We start from the raw sequence: 18,046 nt of genomic DNA on the forward strand, positions 1-18,046 counted from the left end.
GCACAAACGTCACCTCTATCAATGTAATTCACCCAAAAAGAGTGATGTTTTCATATAAAAAAATAGTATCATAAAAAAAGGAAAACTAAAAATCCACCCACGATGATATACAAAAAAGTATATATGAAGGCAGATTTTCAGTTTTCCTGAAAATCCGCCTTCATAGTCAAATCATTTACGGTGATTCGGTAGAAACTTTCGATCCATATTATCGAGGATATATGAAGGACATTATTAGTTTAAGTTATTGTATCAATATAATAAAAACAAGGTCAAGAGCAAGTTTTTTTCATAAGGGTTTCCCAACTGCTCCGAAAGCGTTCCCATTCACCCTCTTCAAGATTTCCACGGTAAATCATTATTTCGTACCGTTCGGTCATTTCCCTCATCATTTCCGTCTCATAAACAGCATCCACGTAGGCTGCATACTCCCGCAACGTTTGTCCATCAGGGCGCTCTACCCCTGCACGGCTCAACTGCTTCAATAATAATTCGTATGCCTGCACAAAATACGGTCCGGATTTCTTTTTGGAACGGAGTATACAGACAAAAGGAAGCCATTTCCTCCTATAAAGATATCCTACAGCAACCAGGATTGCTATGTTTAAAATAATAATGGCACTCCACAGCAACATGGTTTTCTGAACTAAAAGGGTATTACCCTTGGTTGGGCTTGGTTCTTTTTCAGGTGTATCTTGACGCTCTTTAGTCTGTGTCTCATTCTGTTTAACGACTTCTTTGGATTCCGGCTCAGCTTTCTCGGTGTCTTGAGTATTCAAATCAGAATTGTAAAAATCCGTTTGTCCATTAAATCCCTTTGTCGGTTCAAATGGTACCCATCCCAACCCCGAAAAATAAACCTCCACCCATGAATGAGCATTATTATTTGTCACTTTATAGGCAGACTCACCTTTATAGATTGATTTCTCCCCTTCGGTATACCCCTTAATCCATCTTGCGGGAATATTGGCGGCTCGTAATAAAACGACCATGGCCGTTGAATAATTATCGCAATACCCAATTTGGGTCTCAAACAAGAATTGGTCCACATAATCCTGATTATCACCTGGGTACGGAATATCTTCTTTAGAATACCTAAATTCAGGGCCATCAAAGTGGTTTTCAATCGCCTTTGCTTTATCATACCAATTGTTCTCATTCCCCGTAAGTTCGTTGGCCAAATCATAGATACGGGCTGGCAATCCTTCTGGAAGCTGCGTGTTTTTTTCCATGAGGACATCCATCGTTTCATCCTGTTCAGTGACTTTTCTTAAATCAGCCAAATCGTAACTGGGCACTTCATAAACCAGTTCATATTCTTTTGTAAGAGGGCGCTTGCTGTTTAGTTTTTCAGGAATGTACTTGTCCGTATTTTTATAATACTTAAACGAATCCACATTCTTGGCTTCTACCTTTTTCAAGTAACCTGATTGTGGATGAAGAATGTGAAAATAGCTTTCTTGCATATTTACAGTTGTATTCATTTCTTCTGTTTGCAACACTTCAGGAACTTCAAATTCTTCTATTCCAGTCAAATCCTCCCCATTTGAAATCCTGATATAATCTTCCATGGCATCTACACCAACCCAGCCCTTTCCGGTGTAGATATCTTTGTTCTCCACCTTCCAATAATGTCCGGTCGTTGCCGTATTGTAAAAAACGACCGTGTTATCAGGTTCGATTGACCCTCCAAGAGAAGAATCATCTTCATCGTATCCCACCCGTTTATCTAAGGAATCACCATCATCATCGTTTCCTGTCACTTTATCGGAATAAGTGACGATAAACGGTACAGGGTCCGGCCACTTAGGAGAAAACTTCGGTGCAGAAAAGCCGACCAGGGCGCTTAATAGGATCATCCCGGATAACAATAAAATCCACTTCTTGATCGGGCCTCCCGAAAACACCAAACGCTCTTGTATGGACAAGCGGAGCATCGCCAACACACCAAGCAACGAAAACCCGATAATGATGATCCTGACGATTGCCGCGTCCCCATCATAGGGAGTGAATGTATCAAGAATGGATATAAAAATGATCGTCAGCATATAAAGCAAAAAAATATTTTGCCTTACTGTCACCCAGTAATGTATCAAATACGTTACAAGCCAAAGAAGCACAAAAAATAGTAACGTTCGAAAGGGATTAGAAAGCATCTCCCACTTCCCCGCAAAAATATTCGAAAGGTTATCCGTTAAGTCCAGTAAATCACCAGTAAGCCAGTTGAATGTCATGAAAGAGATGGACGAATAAAAGAAATGGATCGCAATTAATATAAAAGCACTTACGAGGATGAAGCGCACAATCCAATGGACGCGAAAATAGAGTAAGACTAAGGAAAAAACCACAAAAATAATAAAGATCAGGATATTGCCCGTATCAGTAAGCTTCTCTACAGGTCGTAACCATTCGGTAATTAATAGAAGACCAAATACATATAAGAGAACAGACATCCATCTTTCCAATTTGGTAGACTCAGCGTGCATTTGCCTTCACCTCCGTTCGTTCGTTTTGAAGGTGTCCCGGCTCAAAGAAACCCAGCTTCATTCCACGCGCTAACGCCACCGATTTTACATTTTTTTCCTCACTTGTGAAATCACCCGGGCTTTTCACGCAAAACAACGTCATTTGATTTCCACCAAAAGCACTAAGTCCGTCTAGCTTTTCCATTGTTAATTCAGTGATCACGCATATTACAGAAGCGTTTGAAGGCACGATTCCCTTCTGCAACTTTCCATTCCATACGTTTATGCTCGTAGCCTTGGCTTTAGTGAGCTGGTAAAAAAGTTTTCTCCTCTGTTTACTGCCCCCTCTAGCCGGTACGACCTCCCTCGACCCCGTACTAGCCAAACCAACATCCATACCCCTTTTTATCAAGGCATGCACCAAGGAGGCTGTCAGTACGATAGCTTCCTCGAAAAAGGGAGAGACTTGCTCATCAAGCAAGAGTAAGGTATCGTGGCTTCTCTGTTCCTCAAATTCCTTTGTCATGATTTCACTTGTTCTGGCTGTGGCCTTCCAGTTTATCCAAGACAATTGATCACCCGGCTGATACTCTCTAATTCCTGACACAACCGAATGTTCCCGCTGCCTTTTTTTCGAAGACCCTACTTGACCCTGAGTGAATACATACTCCAAATGCTTATAATTCAACTCCTGATAAGTCGGAAAAACGGTGATTTTCATAGGAGATCTCATTGTCGCTTCCTTTTCATAAAGTCCAAGAAAATCCCCAATGCTAAAGCGAACCGCATGCAAGAAATGTTCGCCACGCGGCAGGCTATCCAAGGTATATGTCAGATTGAAGGATCGTTTAAATCCTGGGAATAAAAGTGTTCGTTTTGTCATATCTATCGGTAACTCCTCTTCTACAACCATATATAAAAGAGGCAAACGGTTTTTACGAGAGAATATCAATGTTATTTCTACAGATTCTCCTGCCTGGCATTCCTGTTTACTTATTTTTCTCTCCACATCAAAAGCTTGAAGTGGATAAAACACCAGAATCATAGCGTACACAGCAAACGGCAAAAAAGTATAGAATATGAACCAGCTGATGAACCCGCCTTGAAACATCGCAAAACTGAAAGACAGTAGCATAAGTATAAGAATTCCGCTGACACTTCTATTTTTCTTCAATAAGGTAAGCATTCTCCCCATCAGGTCACTGCCCTCTTCACTGGCACCTCTGTCGTAGCCACAATCTCATGAATCACCATCTCGGCATTCACTCCTGCATAATTCGCCTCCGGATTAAGAATCAGACGATGGGCAAAAACATACGGAATCAAATGCTGCACATCATCCGGTAGGACGTAATCCCTTCCTTTCAGAAGTGCATAGGCTTGGGTAGCCTTCATTAAGGCAATCGAGCCACGTGGGCTGACCCCAAGATACACACTTTCATGTTTACGTGATTGGTTGGCAAGCTCGACGATATACCTCTTTATGGTGTCATCCACTATCACGGACTTCGCCTCTAATTGCAAATCTATCAAATCCTGCAAAGTGATGACGGATTGCAACTCTTCAATAGGTGCGGTGTATTGAGCCCGGTGCAACACTTCAATTTCTTCCGCTACATCCGGATAGCCCATTTTCATTTTCAACAAAAAACGATCCAACTGCGCCTCTGGAAGAGGGTATGTACCTTCGTAATCAATTGGATTTTGAGTGGCCATGACAAAAAATGGCTGCTCCAATTTCCTTGTCACGCCATCCACCGTCACACTTGCTTCTTCCATCCCTTCAAGCAGGGCGGATTGCGTTTTCGGGGATGTTCGGTTGATTTCATCAGCCAATATAATATGGCCCATGATCGGTCCCGGCCTGAAGATGAATTCCTGTTCCTTTGGGTTGAAAATCGACACACCCGTTACATCAGACGGCAACAAGTCTGGTGTGAATTGTATCCGTTTGAAATCCGCTCCGATGGACTTTGCGAGGGCGCGGACCATGACGGTCTTACCCACACCTGGTACGTCCTCCAATAAGACATGTCCCCCGGAAAGGAGAGCCACCAGACTCAATTCTGCAATATCCCTTTTCCCAATAATGACCTTTTCTATATTTTCTAAAATCATATCCAATTTTTGATTCACCTGTTTATAAATCATCCTCTACCTCCCATAATTTCATAAATCACTCATGTTCAACTCTTATATATTCGACATTAATTTTACAATAACCTCCAATTTCAACCTATAAAGTGAGTTTACTAGATAATTTATCCCATAAGCTGCATTCTCTGAATTTTTTTGACTATTTATGCAATTAGTTATGCTAAAATGGTACTAAGTGAATATGAACCATGCAGAAAATAGGTGCTGACTTGTCAGCTTAATAGGGAATTCGGTGTAAGACCGAAGCTGTTTCCGCAACTGTAAGTGCTAATGAAATAAGAAATATACCACTGTTTGAGGATGAATCCGCACGCACGATACCATTCATTCATTTCAAATGGGAAGGTTCTTAGAGTAAAAAGATGCACGAGCCAGGAGACCTGCCTTTTTTTTATCGTATTTTGCTCTTCGGAAGTTAAGAGGATTGTACGGCACTCTTCCATCTTTTTTCTAATTCGAGATACATAGATGTCCGTTTGCCGACCAATACCTTTGGTCGGCTTTTTCTTTTGCCGTCGAACAGCACTGCGAAGGTCATTCACACTACCCAGAAAAGGAGGAAACGTTTTGTCGAAGAAAGATTTTCGTTTTTTATGTTACCCATTCATGCGCGAATCGGCATCAACTGTAGATTATGAAATCCGCACCGATTCATTGACGACACAGATGGGACTGGCAGCTTCGTTAACGAAAGAAATTCCTGAAGTGTACAATGATTTAATGGAACTGATGCCGATGGCTTATCATTTAAATGGTTCTGCCCGTGGGAAATTAGCCATAAGCGAAGACGATTTGAACCGTCTTAGTGACATCTATGACTATTATGTCGCTGAAGTAAAGGAAAGCATTGAAACATTTGTGCTTCCGCAAGGCTCAACGGCTGCTTGCATTTTGCACACTTGTCGTAGCGAAGCAAAGAAATCAGTAAGGGCCTTACATAAAGTCAGTACGGAAAAAGAGGTACCGTCTATCCTTTTTGATTATGCTCATTTGCTTGCTAATGTTCTTTTCGTGATGGCTGTCTATGTCAATAAACAGCTTGGTGTCAAAGAGATTCCCTTTATCAGCAAATCATATCCAACCAAACCGATGAAAAAGAAAGTGGAGGAATAAAACATGAAAAGAACGTTAAGATTCAGTTGGATTGCCATTCTGATGCTTGCCCTTTTCCTTACTGGATGTGCCTCAAATGATGACCAAAAATCCACAGAGAAACAAGATCCTAAAACAACTGAAGATGTCAAAGCCTATACCGTCACTGATGATAATGGAAAAGAAATTACGTTTGATAAAGTACCGAAAACGGTCGTTTCACTTCAACCGAGTAATACAGAGATTCTATATGCCCTGGGCGTAGGTGATAAAGTGATTGGAGCGACCGATTATGATAATTATCCTGAGGAAGCTAAAGAAGTTGAACGTGTTTCTGATTCGATGACGATCAACTCCGAAAAAATCATCGCTTTGAAACCAGATATCATCCTTGCCTATACGATTGGTGATGAAGCAACATTAAAACCACTAGAAGATGCCGGCATTCCTATTTTTATCATTAAATCGGCAGTGAATTTCGATGATGTATATGGAGATATTAATCAAATCGCCGAAGTAATGGGCGTAACGGAAAAAGGGAATGAATTAGTCCAGACTATTCAAACACAAATCAAAGATGTTGAAGACAAAGTGGCGAATGTTGATTCTAAAGAAAAAACATATTTCGAAATCAGTCCTTCCCCTGAAATTTATACAGCAGGAGCAGAAACCTTCCAACAAGAGATTTTAGCTTCGGCCGGTATCGATAATATCTTCACCGACCAGAAGGGCTGGGCAAAAATAGCTGATGAAGAAGTGGTCAAGCGCAACCCAGATACAATCATTACAACCGTTGGCTATGTGGAAAATGCAGTGGATGAAATCAAATCCCGCAAAGGCTGGGGAAATATCAGCGCAGTGAAGCAAAATCAAGTATATCAGCTTAACGAAGATGTCATGTCACGTCCGGGACCGCGTATCGGCGAAGCTGTTGAACTAGCCGCCAAGACCGTATATCCGGAACTATTCAAATAAAGGTCAAATCAAAACCCGCGTGAAACCATCATGCGGGTTTTGATTTTCTAATTTTTATATTTCTCTTTCATCTCTTCTTCTTTCTTTTTAATCGATTCTTTCAAACTCTCTCCTTCATTTTTCACAGTCGTATTCAACTCTTCATATTTATCGTCATAATACTCTTTTATTATTTCACGGCGTTGTTTGACCAGACTGCGAACTTCCTCCCATGTCTCATAATTTATTTGATCCTTATCCTTTAAATAACTCGTAGCTTCATACATGCGATTGCTTTCATCAGAGGACAATCTAGAGAAATCGTTTTTTTCTTCAAGTAAAGAGGATATCTTCTTATTTTGTTCATCTCGAACGATACTCCAATTTTCATTGCCCCAACTCCACCATTGGTTCCAGAGATCCCTACGCTCTTCATCCCACATCTTATTGAAATCATCGGCATCATTGACGGTTTCAAATTCCCCTCCGCCGGCCTCAGCCACTTCACGTAATTGTTTTTGTCCCTTACTATCCACGTTGAACCCTATAATATTAATAACTGGTTCAATATTGGAATCATGCAAGTCTTTAGCGGCTCTAACTGGATCTCCATCGCATGTTTCTATTCCATCACTGACGATATACATGATATTTTGACCTTCTGACCTTGCTTTTTCAAAATCTTCCTTTGTTTCCGAAATGGCTTTTGCAATCGGTGTCCATCCAGTCGGTTTAAAATCACCTAATGCTTCCCCGAAGTCCCCTTTATTATATGGGGCCAAATCATAAACCACTTCCGTACTATCACAGGATATCTTTTTATCTTTATCATCATTGCTTCCTTTATGTCCATAGACACGTAGCATGATGTTTGCCCCTTCCGGAAGAGACGCGACAAATTCATTAATTGCTTTTTTCGCCAGCTCCATTTTCGTTTTCCCGCCTACCTTTTGGTTCATGCTCCCACTTGCATCAAGTAAAATTGCGATATTCACGTCAATGCCCAATTCACCGCTGCCGTCAATGGTGATTCCACCTGGCATTTCCGTTACCGCCGTTTCAATGGAAGGATTGAATTCTTCGAAGAACTGATACTTTCCTTTATAGTTTTCACCTTCACCCATCTGTTTCAATAAGGTCTGATACACTTCGAAGCTATCTTTTTCCTGGAGGTCCTGTTTGTCTAATGTTCTATGTATAATGGCTTCATTGTATTTATTTCCCGTGTACCTCCCAGGCTTTTCTTCAATAATTTCATCCATGGTTGTAGCAATCTCAAAATCTTCTTCCAACACTTCATCTTCTTCTGCACTCTCTTTTTTCTCTTTTTTCTCACCACTTGCTTCTTCTTTTGGTACTCCATTTGTCTCTTCATTTTTAAGATTACAACCTGTCAGAGCAAGTAAAAAAAAGAGGGTAGCCAGACATACCATCCCTAATTTCCACCTATTTTTCTCAAACATGACATCTCCTCCACTTACCATTTTTATCCATCCGTATATACCCAATTACCCTATTTCCTCCCTAAAAAAACCTATTCAGCCTTTAACACCATAAAATATTTCTCTTCTTCCAACCTCTACGCTTCCACCCATACATATGCTAAAATGAACAATTAAATCCGAAAAATTGAGGTAATGAACATGTATAAAAAATTCTTTATATGGGTCTTTACAATTGCCCTTCTATTAGGGCTGATTACCACTCTTCTAAAGTAGGTATAAACAAAAGCCCGACTCCTATATCTGGAATCGGGCTTCTTTCACTTTATATTCCCTTCTTGATTCAACCTACCCATTTTCGGGATGAGGACTACAAATAAACACACCACGGCAATTCCTAAAACAATCCCCAGTAGGACTGATAAATCAAAGTTCAAGAAGGATTTCTCTTCTTCTAAATTCCTCTTTCTAATGGGGACTTCCGTAGAGAACAACCCCATATCTTCCGCTTTGGAAGCAATGATATTATTATCCTCCGTCACAGGAGAAAGAAAAAGAGAGTCTTCTATCGAGTCTATGATTTCATACTTTCCTCTTTCAAAAGTAAGTCCCTTTAATTCTTCCGGTATCTTCTCCTTCTGTTTCAATAACTCCTCATCATGAAAATATTCAGTTTGAATATTGATATCTTTTTCTTGATACATATTCGGCTCCACGATGGGTTCCTCTTCTGCCTGTCCAGGTACGGGCTGGCTGAAGAGGAATAGGAAAAGCACGAGAAGAATCCGTTTACTCCACTTCATGAGCCATCTCTCTTTTAATCGCAAGACGCTTCATCAAATATGGAAGAATCGCAGCCATCAGTGTGAGTATAATCAAAATGACAGTGGCTGGGATAAAAGCCAACTGATTCCCGAATTGAATGGACATATAAACATTTGCAACCGGGTGATCGACATTGAAATTAGGCATACTCAAATCTAATAATGGAATCGTAAAGAAACTGATTAAACCAATGACTAGAATTGCTCCGACAAATGGTCCTATCGCAAAGGCAAGTTGTGTGAATGCTGAACAGAAGAATAAAAGCAGGACAGTGAAAACGGTCCATTTAATCGCTTGCATATCTCCAAGCGGATAAATCTTCAGTCCATACATGCTAATGATCAAGCCGACGATCAAGTTCAATAATGTGAATAAGGCTGCATGCACCAGCATCGGAACGGACGCATAATGGTGCAAGAAGAAACCAATTAGTAATCCCGATATTAGGATGATCACTAACATCACGATTGGCGGGATATTAACTTTTTCTTGTTGCAATACTTCCCCACTGATCTGAACGGGGTTCGCTAAGTATTCATAGACATACCCGTTCGATTGATCGTCTACTAGCGTATTATTCAATACACTGTAAACATCGGTTTTGATTTTCTTTGTGGAATCCACGTTTTTAGCCCAATTTTCATTAAGCTCATCCGCTCTTTCCTGAACCGATCCCACTTTTGCTTGCAGGTCGGATGTATCTTTCGTAACCGTATCTTGACGTTCTGCAACGGAATTAACAAGTTCTGAAATAAAGCTGACCGTGGTTGCCGTAGTATCTTGAAGTGATACGAACATTTCTCCATCCAGACTTCCAACAGGAGCCTCTTCCATTTCAGGAATCTCCATATTACCTGTCAAATTAGCCGTTACTTCTGTAGCCCTCGCTGTTATTTCCGATAATTCTTCAAGTGTAGCAGCATGCTCCAGTTCAACATTTTGATCATATTCTGCGATGAAGTCGAGTATCGAACTTGAAAATGTCCCGAAGTCTTCTTCCACACCGGACAGGCTTGATTGGACAAGTTTCGCTTCTTCATCGACGATACCAGAGACACCATTTTTCAGATTCTCCAGTTCAATCATATTGGCACTGAACACTTCATCCAAATTCTCTTTTGTATTATTTACTCTTTCAGCAAGCTCCCCATAAGAAGAAAGCGAACCATAATAAGCTAGAAGGGCATTTGAGTCACGGCTCGCAATCGAACGATTAAAGACATCCACTAAAACCGCCCGTCTTTCACCACCTACTTTTTTCAGTAGTTCCTCTTCCGCTTTTTTGATTTCCGTAAGGGTCTCATTGATGGTCATACTTTGGATATCCTGTAATTTCTGAAGATCCTTCTGTGATTGTTCCCATTGATTCCCGAGATTCTGATAATCTTTCCCTAGCTTTTGGTAGTCTTCTTGCAGTTTCTTGTAATTCGTTAATAACTTATTATATGAATCTATCAATGCATTGAACTCTGTAACTGCTTGGTTATAATTCTTCGTTCTGTCATTCAAGGTACCGCTCATATTATTGATTTCTTCCTGCAGACTGCTTGCAAGAGAGCTAATTTGCTCTTTTGAACCTTCACTGCCCTCTGCCGGCACCAAATTTTCAAGTGAGGAATTCATACCATTGATTTTATCCAGTAAAACTTGAAGGGAGATATCATCGATTGCTTCCTTTTTTGAAGGAGCGGCTTCTGAGTCCCCTTTTCCCCCGGTATCAATATCTTCAATCGGGGTATCTCCGCCACCGACCCCATCACCATTTCCCGAGCCGTTCGCCAAATCCCCACGTTGCTTCACCAAAGTGGCCTGAAGCGTGTTGAGCCCTTCCTCTTCCGACTGTTTGAACCGATCAATCGAACTTTGTTGTTCATCCTTTATTTTCGAGATTTGTTCCACCTGTTTCTCTTTCATATTATTGGAAAAATCCTCTAGATTACTAGTACTACTGTCGATCTTTTCTTGCATCATCACCATGTTCTCATCCATGCCCTGATCATTCAGAGTAAATCCTGGCTTGGTATCCTTTTGGATATCCGGTATGGCCTGGACTCCCTCATTCAGCACCCCGTCATACGCTTGAATGCTATCTGTGATCAGTTGCTGATTTTGAGACGATGTCAAAGAAAAAAGAGTGCTTTGCGCTTTCTGGTATTCTTCAAAGGTCACGACCTCCTTCACAAAGGAAGCCATTTGGGCTTTTGTTTTTCCCATTTCGCCTAATGTTTCATTCGTGGCTTTTCCTGCACTCTTCGTTGAAGCAAAGACTCCTTTGAGCATATCTTTATGTTGTTTGATTTCCCCAGCCAAGCTTTCTGAGCTTGGGGTATAGAACTCATACATCGTGTTCTGGAAAGCAATTTCCTTTGTCAAAACATTATCGAACTTTTTACGGATATCCTCTACCGATTGAGAAACATAACTCCAGTATTGAGTGGAAATATGCTTATTCATTTTGTTCTTGGTTTTCTCTAATTCTTTTTGCACCTTTTCAATATTTTCTGCATTCAGGCTTGTCTGAACCTTATACTTAACCCCCGCTTTGACTGGTTGTTCTTCAGTAAAGGTATAAATATTTTTGGAAAAGTCTGATGGGAAGTAAATAATCGCATCATATTTTTTATTTGCCAAACCACTTTCCGCCGTACTTCTATTAACCACAACCCAATCATACTCGGAATTCTTGTCCAACGTGGTGACGAGCTCTGAACCGACTTGAATCTGGTTCTTGTTATATTCAGCCCCATTATCTTCATTGACGATGGCGATTTCACGGGAAGCCGTTACTGTTTTTTTCATCGGATTTTGACCAATATAAGAAAAAAACAAGATTGGAAGAGCTATGATCACGAGTATTTTCCCAATTAACAACAACGGCTTTATTGTTTTATTCAACGTCTTTCTCCCTCCTTCTTATTCACTTAGTGGAATTTGGATCTTACTTTCCCTGCCATTCAGAACAAAATAGCCGAACCCTGGCTGAATTTCTTCTTCTTTTCTTGAATACGATAGCGTATATAAGCTCTGGTCCGATTTTTTCAAGAGCAAAATCGCTTGCCTGATCTGTTTCAATTCCGTGGTAAGCGAATCATACCCTTTCGTGAAATCATTCGCGTTTCCAGCCACAATGAAGGCAAAACCGAGATGGCTGTATTGTTTCAAGAAACCGCTTATCCGGTCCTGAATTCTTCCATCAATCACTTGCTGGAATCTTGAAATGCTGTCTATCACAAAAATAATGGATGTAAAATCAAGTTGTTTCATCGGCTTCTGTTCCAAAGCCTCCAAATACTGGCGTTCACGCTCTTCGAAAATTCCCGTGATATGATCGAGCCATTCTGTGATTTGGTCTTTGGTTTCTACATAACGCACTTGCTCTCTGATTGCATAAGGAGATAGACCGCGATCCACTCCATCAAATATGCCAATCTCCCCGACCGACTGGGTAAGAAGCGTCTCTAAGAGGACCTTAAGCGTATTCGTTTTTCCTTTTCGCGACTGTCCAACAACAAGCAAGTATGGATCTGAATTCAAGTTTACCCATACAGGGGAAACACTCTCCTCAGAAAGCCCAACTGGTATGAACCCATTCTTGATGGATGGTGAATAGTACGTTTTGAAGGTCTTCAAGTCGAGGCGATTTGGAAGCATCGGAATGGCCGGTGGCTTAGCCAGCTTCTTGTATCGATCCTTATGGTCAGCCACCACCCGTTTCATTGCTTCCAAAACAGCTACATCATCTTCTCCTTCTGCTGGAAGATAGACCTGCATCATATAGGTCTGATCTGTTTTCACCAGTGCCCTTCCAGGTACTGGTTCATTTTCATAAGGCGTCCTGCCTAAAACGGAATACTGTTCCGAGCTGTCCATTAAGTAATGAACGACCTTCGTTTTCAAACTATTCATCAATGGCTGACGGATGGCATTGATTCTTGTAGCAGTCAAAATCATAAAGATCCCAAGTGACTGTCCATCACGGGCAAACTGGATGAACTGTGCTTCCTGATCTGGCATTTCATCCTTCACCAGGTCAAAATTATCGATTACGATGTAAATAATCGGTAACTTATCTTCTACGAGAGCGTTATAAAGTTTGATATTGCTAAGCTCTCGTTCCGAGAAAAGCTGTTTCCGTCTTTCCATCTCCGTCCTCATGAACAACATGAACTTTTCAATTTTCCTCATCTCATCCAACCTGAAGTAATCTCCTGTATGTGGTAGCTGACGAAGTGGCAGCAACGCACTGTTCCCAAAATCGAAAATGTAATAATGCAGTTCTTCAGGTGAGAATTGATTAATGAAATTAAAGAGAAGCGTTAATACTGTCGTTGACTTTCCATAGCCGGAAGACCCGAAAATCCCAATATTTCCGTCCTCTATCCAGTTGTATACATAATCAGTCTGGCTCTGCAATTCAGGCTCGTCTTTCAATCCCAGATGGAACTGGTTTTCCGTATGGCTTATTTGATTGTTTCTTGATAGGCGGTCCGAAAGAGGCGGCAGCCAAGGACTAGCCAGTTTCGCAATCTTCATTTCATTCTGTGTCGCTACAATATGGTCAGCCACAGCTTCAATTTCGCTGATTTTTTCTTTTCGTATTGAAGTAACTTCCTTCGTTACATTGGATATCTGGACAAGCCCGAGATCCGTAACAAGCGCCACTTCATCCTCCGCTCCCACCGTGTCTTCCATATAAGGGGCACCGCTCCAGGCCGACTGAAACAGTTCATACACCTCATTATTCCCAACCTGTAAGTAACCACGGCCGGTGACCGTGATGTTCGCAGCATCGCTATTTTTCAGAATTTCCTTACTATCATTGGCATCCTGCACCTTTAGGGAAATCTTAAAACGGGCATTACTCCAAATCTGGTTGTCGATCACGCCACCTGGCTTTTGCGTAGCCAGTATCAAGTGAACACCCAAGCTCCGCCCGATCCTTGCCGTACTAACCAATTCACGGATGAAATCGGGTTCTTCATTCTTAAGTTCGGCAAACTCATCTGATATAAGGAATAAATGCGGTAACGGCTGTTCCGCTTTTCCCGCTTTATATAAATCCGTGTAATCATTGATATGATTGACTTCATAATGGTCAAATAGGCGCTGGCGTTTCTTAAGCTCGCTATTGATCGAGGCCAGTGCCCGGGCACTGAAGTTCTTGCTTCCTTCAATATTCGTGATGACTCCAAGTAGATGGGGGATGTGCTTGAATGGCTGTGCCATCCCCCCTCCTTTATAGTCAATGAGCAGAAAGGCCACTTCATGGGGATGATAGTGGACGGCAAGCGACAGGATATATGTCTGCAACAATTCACTTTTCCCGGAACCCGTCGTCCCTGCCACTAAACCATGGGGACCGTGTGCCTTTTCATGTAAGTTCAACTCCACTCTATCTGTCTTGCCTTTCAATCCAATCGGCACCGCTAACGACTTGGAAGACTGGTTGGTAAGCCAATTCTGGCTGATTGGCAGATCCTTTACTTCATGGGCTTTTAAAAGTTCCAGGAATGAGACCGTTTCCGGGATGGAGTTGTTCATCCCCTTTTGATGGTCAAGTGACCGCAATAAACGGGCATACCTCTCATTCCCTTCCCTTTTATGCTCGTCAAGCCTAAAAGGCGTATGAACGGCTTTCGTTTGCTGAATTAATATTTCACCCTCATGATCATTGATATACTTTACAAGTGTATGGACATTCTCTGACAAACTCTCCTTGGCATCAGCCGCAAAGATGGTTGATATACCGAGCTGCTCGTTCTTGCCTTCTAAGTATTCAAGAATGACATGTTCTGAAATCAATGTACGGTCTGTGACAATAAATACGAAATGAGGGGTAAACCTCACTTTTCCTTTATTCTCATCCAGATCCCTTTCTCTAAGCAATTGATAGATCGATGACAATAGCTGATCACGCGACTGCTCATTATAGATAAACCCCTTCGCATAAGCATGCGGCAGCTGAAAATGAGGTAGCCATTTCATCCATTCCCATTCCTCATAATCCTTTTCTGGGAAAATCGCCACAAAGCGGACATCATGATAGCTATGGAAGAAAGCCAATTGACCAATCATCTGCTGCAGCTCCCGTTTGACGACGGTTTCCTTCCCCACTAGCCCCATAGAGCCACTTGCCAAATCAATGGTTAATGGAAGATCGTCAAGCCTCTTGTATACATCCACAAGTTCCTGGGACTGTTCAAGTAAATCATCAATATCTCGATTCGACATATCGCTGCTGTTTACCTTGACCTCATAGCTTGATGGAATGGACGCCGTACCTGCCCTAAAGTGGAGAAAGTCTTCACTTTCCGTTGTCCGCTCCCATATTCGGTCGCTAATCTGATCAGTTAAATGCTTCATTTTCTCAAAAGAAGGGTAGTGGTAGAGCAATACTTTTCTTTGCTGTGCCGATAGTTCTTGTAACTCTTCACGCTTTTGTTCCAGATACCTCGTATAAACACGCAACCGTCTTTCGGCTCTTAGCTTCTGCTTCTTTTTATCTTTAAAGTATTGCACCGTAGAAGTAACCATGGTTGTAGTGAACATCACAATCGAAATGAGGATGAAAATCCCACGTGGCTGAACAATCATGACGACTCCCATGACAATCAGCATCATCAATGGTGGCATAAGGATTAGCCATAACCCTCGATTGTGGTCTTCAGATTCCTGGCTTGGGAATGATATCGTCACTTTCTCATCCGGCAATTCGTAAATCATTCGTGGAGTCCGGCGATACTGTGGATAGCTTTTTTTCATTTCGGATATCGGCTGCATGGTCCTAGATAAAGAGGTTTCATAACGATCCGCACTTTTGACCATTAATGTATCGCCTTCAAGTATCCTCAGCACCATAAATGGCGAACAAACCAAATCACCATTTTCAATCGCCGTCATTTCCGTAACTTTTACACCATTCAGAAAAAGCCGGCCCTCTCTAGGTACGAGCAACCACTTTTCTTTACGGCGAACTATGGAAAAGTCCAGTTCATTGAGACCCTCCTTGTAAATCGTTGCTCCCGGATGGCCCGATACCGATATCTCTTTCAAATAATCTATATAATAAAGGCTTTCATCCAAAACCCCTGGGGAGTAAAAGATTTCGACAGCTTCTTGTCCCTCATGAAAAGTGTAGGACTGGAACGGCTTTATCTTCCCTATCTTCTCTTCTCCTCTACATACCGTATATTCATCAAGCTCTTCATCTTTCCTCAACTCAATATTTCCTTCATTGAAGGGAATCGAATAGATCGTGATAGTATCCAGTTCTGATGATCCAATCGTGATTGGACCCGGTTGCATATCCTTAATCGTATAAGATTGGTATGTCTTCTTACAGAAAATCCATAGTGAACTCATTCATTTCACCTCCGCAAAGGGCACGTAAGCGCTCAATCTTTGCTATTCTCTTTCTCTTTTTCTTTAGCTGGTTTTTCCGAGGCTTCCTTGCTTTCCTTTTTTTCTTTAGAAGCAGGCTCCTTCTTCTCTTCATCTTCTTTTACAGCTGGTTTGGCTTCCGGCTCCACTACGCTTTCTCTATTGGACTCAGTAGATGGTTGGTCCTGTTGTTCTAATAGATTGGCCTCTTCAAGCTGTTTTTGATATTCTTCCATTTCCTTTTCATATTCTTTAAGTTCCGTGTCCACTTCTTTCACTTGCGTCTCTTTTTCTTCGCCAGTCAAATCCTCATTCGATTTAATTTGTTCCTTTTGCGTTAAAAGACCATACATAATCAATTCCCGGTCTTCCATGATCCGCGCTAAATTGATTGCATCCTCACTTACGCCTCGGCCAATGTATATCCAGTAAAGAAGATACTGGCTATCCGTCTGCAACGTAATGGCCTTTAAGATATTTTCCTTCTGAAAGTCCATCAAAGATCCATGGGTAGTGACATAAGATTTCGAAAGCTCATATTGAACAACATACGGCATTTTCTCAGGATTATAGTTTTCCAATCTATCAATGACTTGGCTATATTCCTGCTTTAAAAAATTCTCCCCACTTTCCACATAGGCCTCCTGCCTTGGATTGGAAAAGAATAATGTATAAATCGTAAAGAATAGTAAGGGGACTAAAATAATCCCTATTCCCCATAGAGTGTAGCGCTCAATTTTCCACTTCTTTTCTGGAATGTGGACAAAGGTTTTTTGTTCTTTTTCCAGAAATGCTATTCGTTTTTGAACAGACGAGGTCAGTCCTTCCCAAGTCTCCTCCGCTAAAATGCTTTGGGTTTGTTTCGATAGTTTAAGAGTTTTATGATAAAGAAGGTATTGATCGAATGTATACTGCCTATCAACAAGAGCCGCTATCGTGGCTTTCGTTTCCTCGAAGAGCTGTTTTGCATCCTGCTCATACGGTGGTAGACTCTCTTTTACTCCGTAATGAAGAAAATAAGGCGTAAAACCTTGATCAAATACTAGATTCTCCGGACACACGATTACCTGCAAACGAGTTAATTCATGTCCCCTAATCTTCTTGATGATTTGGTAGCACGCGATCCAACGATTCAATGAACTTTTTTGGCCGGCCTCGTCAAAAGCAAAAAAAGAGGCTGGTGGTATAATGCTGATTTTCACCTCATCCTCTGAAACTTCTATATTTTTATGAAAAACAGGATCTATTTCCTGAATCAGCTGTAATTCCAATGGATTCTGCATCGATAATTTAGCACGCTGGAAAATAAACGAATACCCATCATCATTGTTCTTCATTACAGCTTCAATTTGCTTTTCCAAGTATGATGATTTATTCTCATCCATTCTATGTACTCCTTTACCCCTGCTAAAGGGCTTTAGACTTTTTTCCTATATGTAGGCCATACCTCTTCATCAAAGGATTTCGAGTCGGTCCCCTGTCGTGATGCCGCTATCCACTAACGTGTCATAACCGGAACAAACAAACTCCTTATTTTGGACCCGTACCCAATAACCCTCCCGCGGCACATCGGCAATTCCTTTTACCTGCCAGACGATTTCCACAACCTTTTTGATGGAGCGGTAATTGGACACCTGAAGATCGAAAACTTCCCCCGTATATCTCTTTAAATCAATCGTTAATTGAATGTAAATGCCACTCACCTCTTTTAAAGCAAAAAGCGCCACGATC

Annotated in this window: 11 protein-coding genes and 2 riboswitches; of the genes, 2 read left to right on the top strand and 9 right to left on the bottom strand. The window is 41.4% G+C overall.

The window, feature by feature from the left end; genetic code table 11:
- Positions 1–143: 143 nt before the first annotated feature.
- Positions 144–245, bottom strand: a riboswitch (purine riboswitch).
- Between the two features lie 27 nt (positions 246–272).
- From ACIQXN_RS17640 to ACIQXN_RS17650, 3 genes are read right to left on the bottom strand one after another with little or no spacing between them, the layout of a single operon-like run.
- Positions 273–2,486 (bottom strand): DUF4129 domain-containing transglutaminase family protein, encoded by a 2,214-nt coding sequence (locus tag ACIQXN_RS17640; RefSeq protein ID WP_402969531.1) that lies wholly within the window; start codon positions 2,484–2,486, stop codon positions 273–275.
- Positions 2,476–3,660, bottom strand: a complete 1,185-nt coding sequence (locus tag ACIQXN_RS17645; protein WP_402969534.1) for a DUF58 domain-containing protein — start codon at positions 3,658–3,660, stop codon at positions 2,476–2,478. Before ACIQXN_RS17645 ends, ACIQXN_RS17640 begins: the two co-directional genes overlap by 11 nt.
- Complete coding sequence (locus ACIQXN_RS17650; RefSeq protein WP_402969537.1) at positions 3,660–4,616, bottom strand: AAA family ATPase; 957 nt, start codon at positions 4,614–4,616, stop codon at positions 3,660–3,662. Before ACIQXN_RS17650 ends, ACIQXN_RS17645 begins: the two co-directional genes overlap by 1 nt.
- A gap of 188 nt (positions 4,617–4,804) precedes the next feature.
- A riboswitch (cobalamin riboswitch) is annotated at positions 4,805–5,024 on the top strand.
- A 204-nt stretch (positions 5,025–5,228) separates the two neighbouring features.
- Between ACIQXN_RS17650 and ACIQXN_RS17655 the strand changes: the two genes are divergently transcribed.
- A complete protein-coding gene (locus tag ACIQXN_RS17655) occupies positions 5,229–5,735 on the top strand; it encodes a hypothetical protein (RefSeq protein ID WP_402969665.1) in 507 nt (168 codons plus the stop codon).
- Positions 5,736–5,738: 3 nt separating this feature from the next.
- Positions 5,739–6,689: an ABC transporter substrate-binding protein gene (locus ACIQXN_RS17660; protein WP_402969540.1), complete on the top strand. Its 951-nt coding sequence runs from the start codon at positions 5,739–5,741 to the stop codon at positions 6,687–6,689.
- A 47-nt stretch (positions 6,690–6,736) separates the two neighbouring features.
- Here the strand turns inward: ACIQXN_RS17660 and ACIQXN_RS17665 are convergent, their stop codons facing one another.
- The 6 genes from ACIQXN_RS17665 to yukD all read right to left on the bottom strand — a co-directional run bounded on the left by ACIQXN_RS17665 (position 6,737) and on the right by yukD (position 18,009).
- Positions 6,737–8,131 (bottom strand): VWA domain-containing protein, encoded by a 1,395-nt coding sequence (locus ACIQXN_RS17665; RefSeq protein ID WP_402969543.1) that lies wholly within the window; start codon positions 8,129–8,131, stop codon positions 6,737–6,739.
- Positions 8,132–8,430: 299 nt separating this feature from the next.
- A complete protein-coding gene (gene essA / locus ACIQXN_RS17670; protein ID WP_402969546.1) occupies positions 8,431–8,913 on the bottom strand; it encodes a type VII secretion protein EssA in 483 nt (160 codons plus the stop codon).
- On the bottom strand, positions 8,900–11,830 hold the full coding sequence (gene esaA, locus ACIQXN_RS17675) for a type VII secretion protein EsaA (RefSeq protein ID WP_402969549.1): 2,931 nt from the start codon (positions 11,828–11,830) through the stop codon (positions 8,900–8,902). Before esaA ends, essA begins: the two co-directional genes overlap by 14 nt.
- Before the next feature lie 18 nt (positions 11,831–11,848).
- The gene (essC, locus tag ACIQXN_RS17680) at positions 11,849–16,297 is read right to left on the bottom strand and encodes a type VII secretion protein EssC (RefSeq protein WP_402969552.1); all 4,449 of its coding nucleotides are present in this window, start codon (positions 16,295–16,297) and stop codon (positions 11,849–11,851) included.
- Positions 16,298–16,329: 32 nt separating this feature from the next.
- Positions 16,330–17,700: a type VII secretion protein EssB gene (gene essB, locus ACIQXN_RS17685; RefSeq protein ID WP_402969555.1), complete on the bottom strand. Its 1,371-nt coding sequence runs from the start codon at positions 17,698–17,700 to the stop codon at positions 16,330–16,332.
- Between the two features lie 69 nt (positions 17,701–17,769).
- A complete protein-coding gene (gene yukD / locus ACIQXN_RS17690; protein WP_402969668.1) occupies positions 17,770–18,009 on the bottom strand; it encodes an ESX secretion system protein YukD in 240 nt (79 codons plus the stop codon).
- Between the last annotated feature and the right edge of the window lie 37 nt (positions 18,010–18,046).

The organism is Peribacillus sp. NPDC097295 (assembly GCF_044761665.1).
Classification (GTDB): domain Bacteria; phylum Bacillota; class Bacilli; order Bacillales; family DSM-1321; genus Peribacillus.

What these genes read in the sequence shown, in the direction of transcription:
- ACIQXN_RS17640 (WP_402969531.1), bottom strand. Translation starts at nt 2,486, where the DNA reads ATGCACGCTGAGTCTACCAAATTGGAAAGATGGATGTCTGTTCTCTTA.
- ACIQXN_RS17645 (WP_402969534.1), bottom strand. Translation starts at nt 3,660, where the DNA reads ATGGGGAGAATGCTTACCTTATTGAAGAAAAATAGAAGTGTCAGCGGA.
- ACIQXN_RS17650 (WP_402969537.1), bottom strand. Translation starts at nt 4,616, where the DNA reads ATGATTTATAAACAGGTGAATCAAAAATTGGATATGATTTTAGAAAAT.
- ACIQXN_RS17655 (WP_402969665.1), top strand. Translation starts at nt 5,229, where the DNA reads ATGCGCGAATCGGCATCAACTGTAGATTATGAAATCCGCACCGATTCA.
- ACIQXN_RS17660 (WP_402969540.1), top strand. Translation starts at nt 5,739, where the DNA reads ATGAAAAGAACGTTAAGATTCAGTTGGATTGCCATTCTGATGCTTGCC.
- ACIQXN_RS17665 (WP_402969543.1), bottom strand. Translation starts at nt 8,131, where the DNA reads ATGTTTGAGAAAAATAGGTGGAAATTAGGGATGGTATGTCTGGCTACC.
- essA (WP_402969546.1), bottom strand. Translation starts at nt 8,913, where the DNA reads ATGAAGTGGAGTAAACGGATTCTTCTCGTGCTTTTCCTATTCCTCTTC.
- essC (WP_402969552.1), bottom strand. Translation starts at nt 16,297, where the DNA reads ATGAGTTCACTATGGATTTTCTGTAAGAAGACATACCAATCTTATACG.
- essB (WP_402969555.1), bottom strand. Translation starts at nt 17,700, where the DNA reads ATGGATGAGAATAAATCATCATACTTGGAAAAGCAAATTGAAGCTGTA.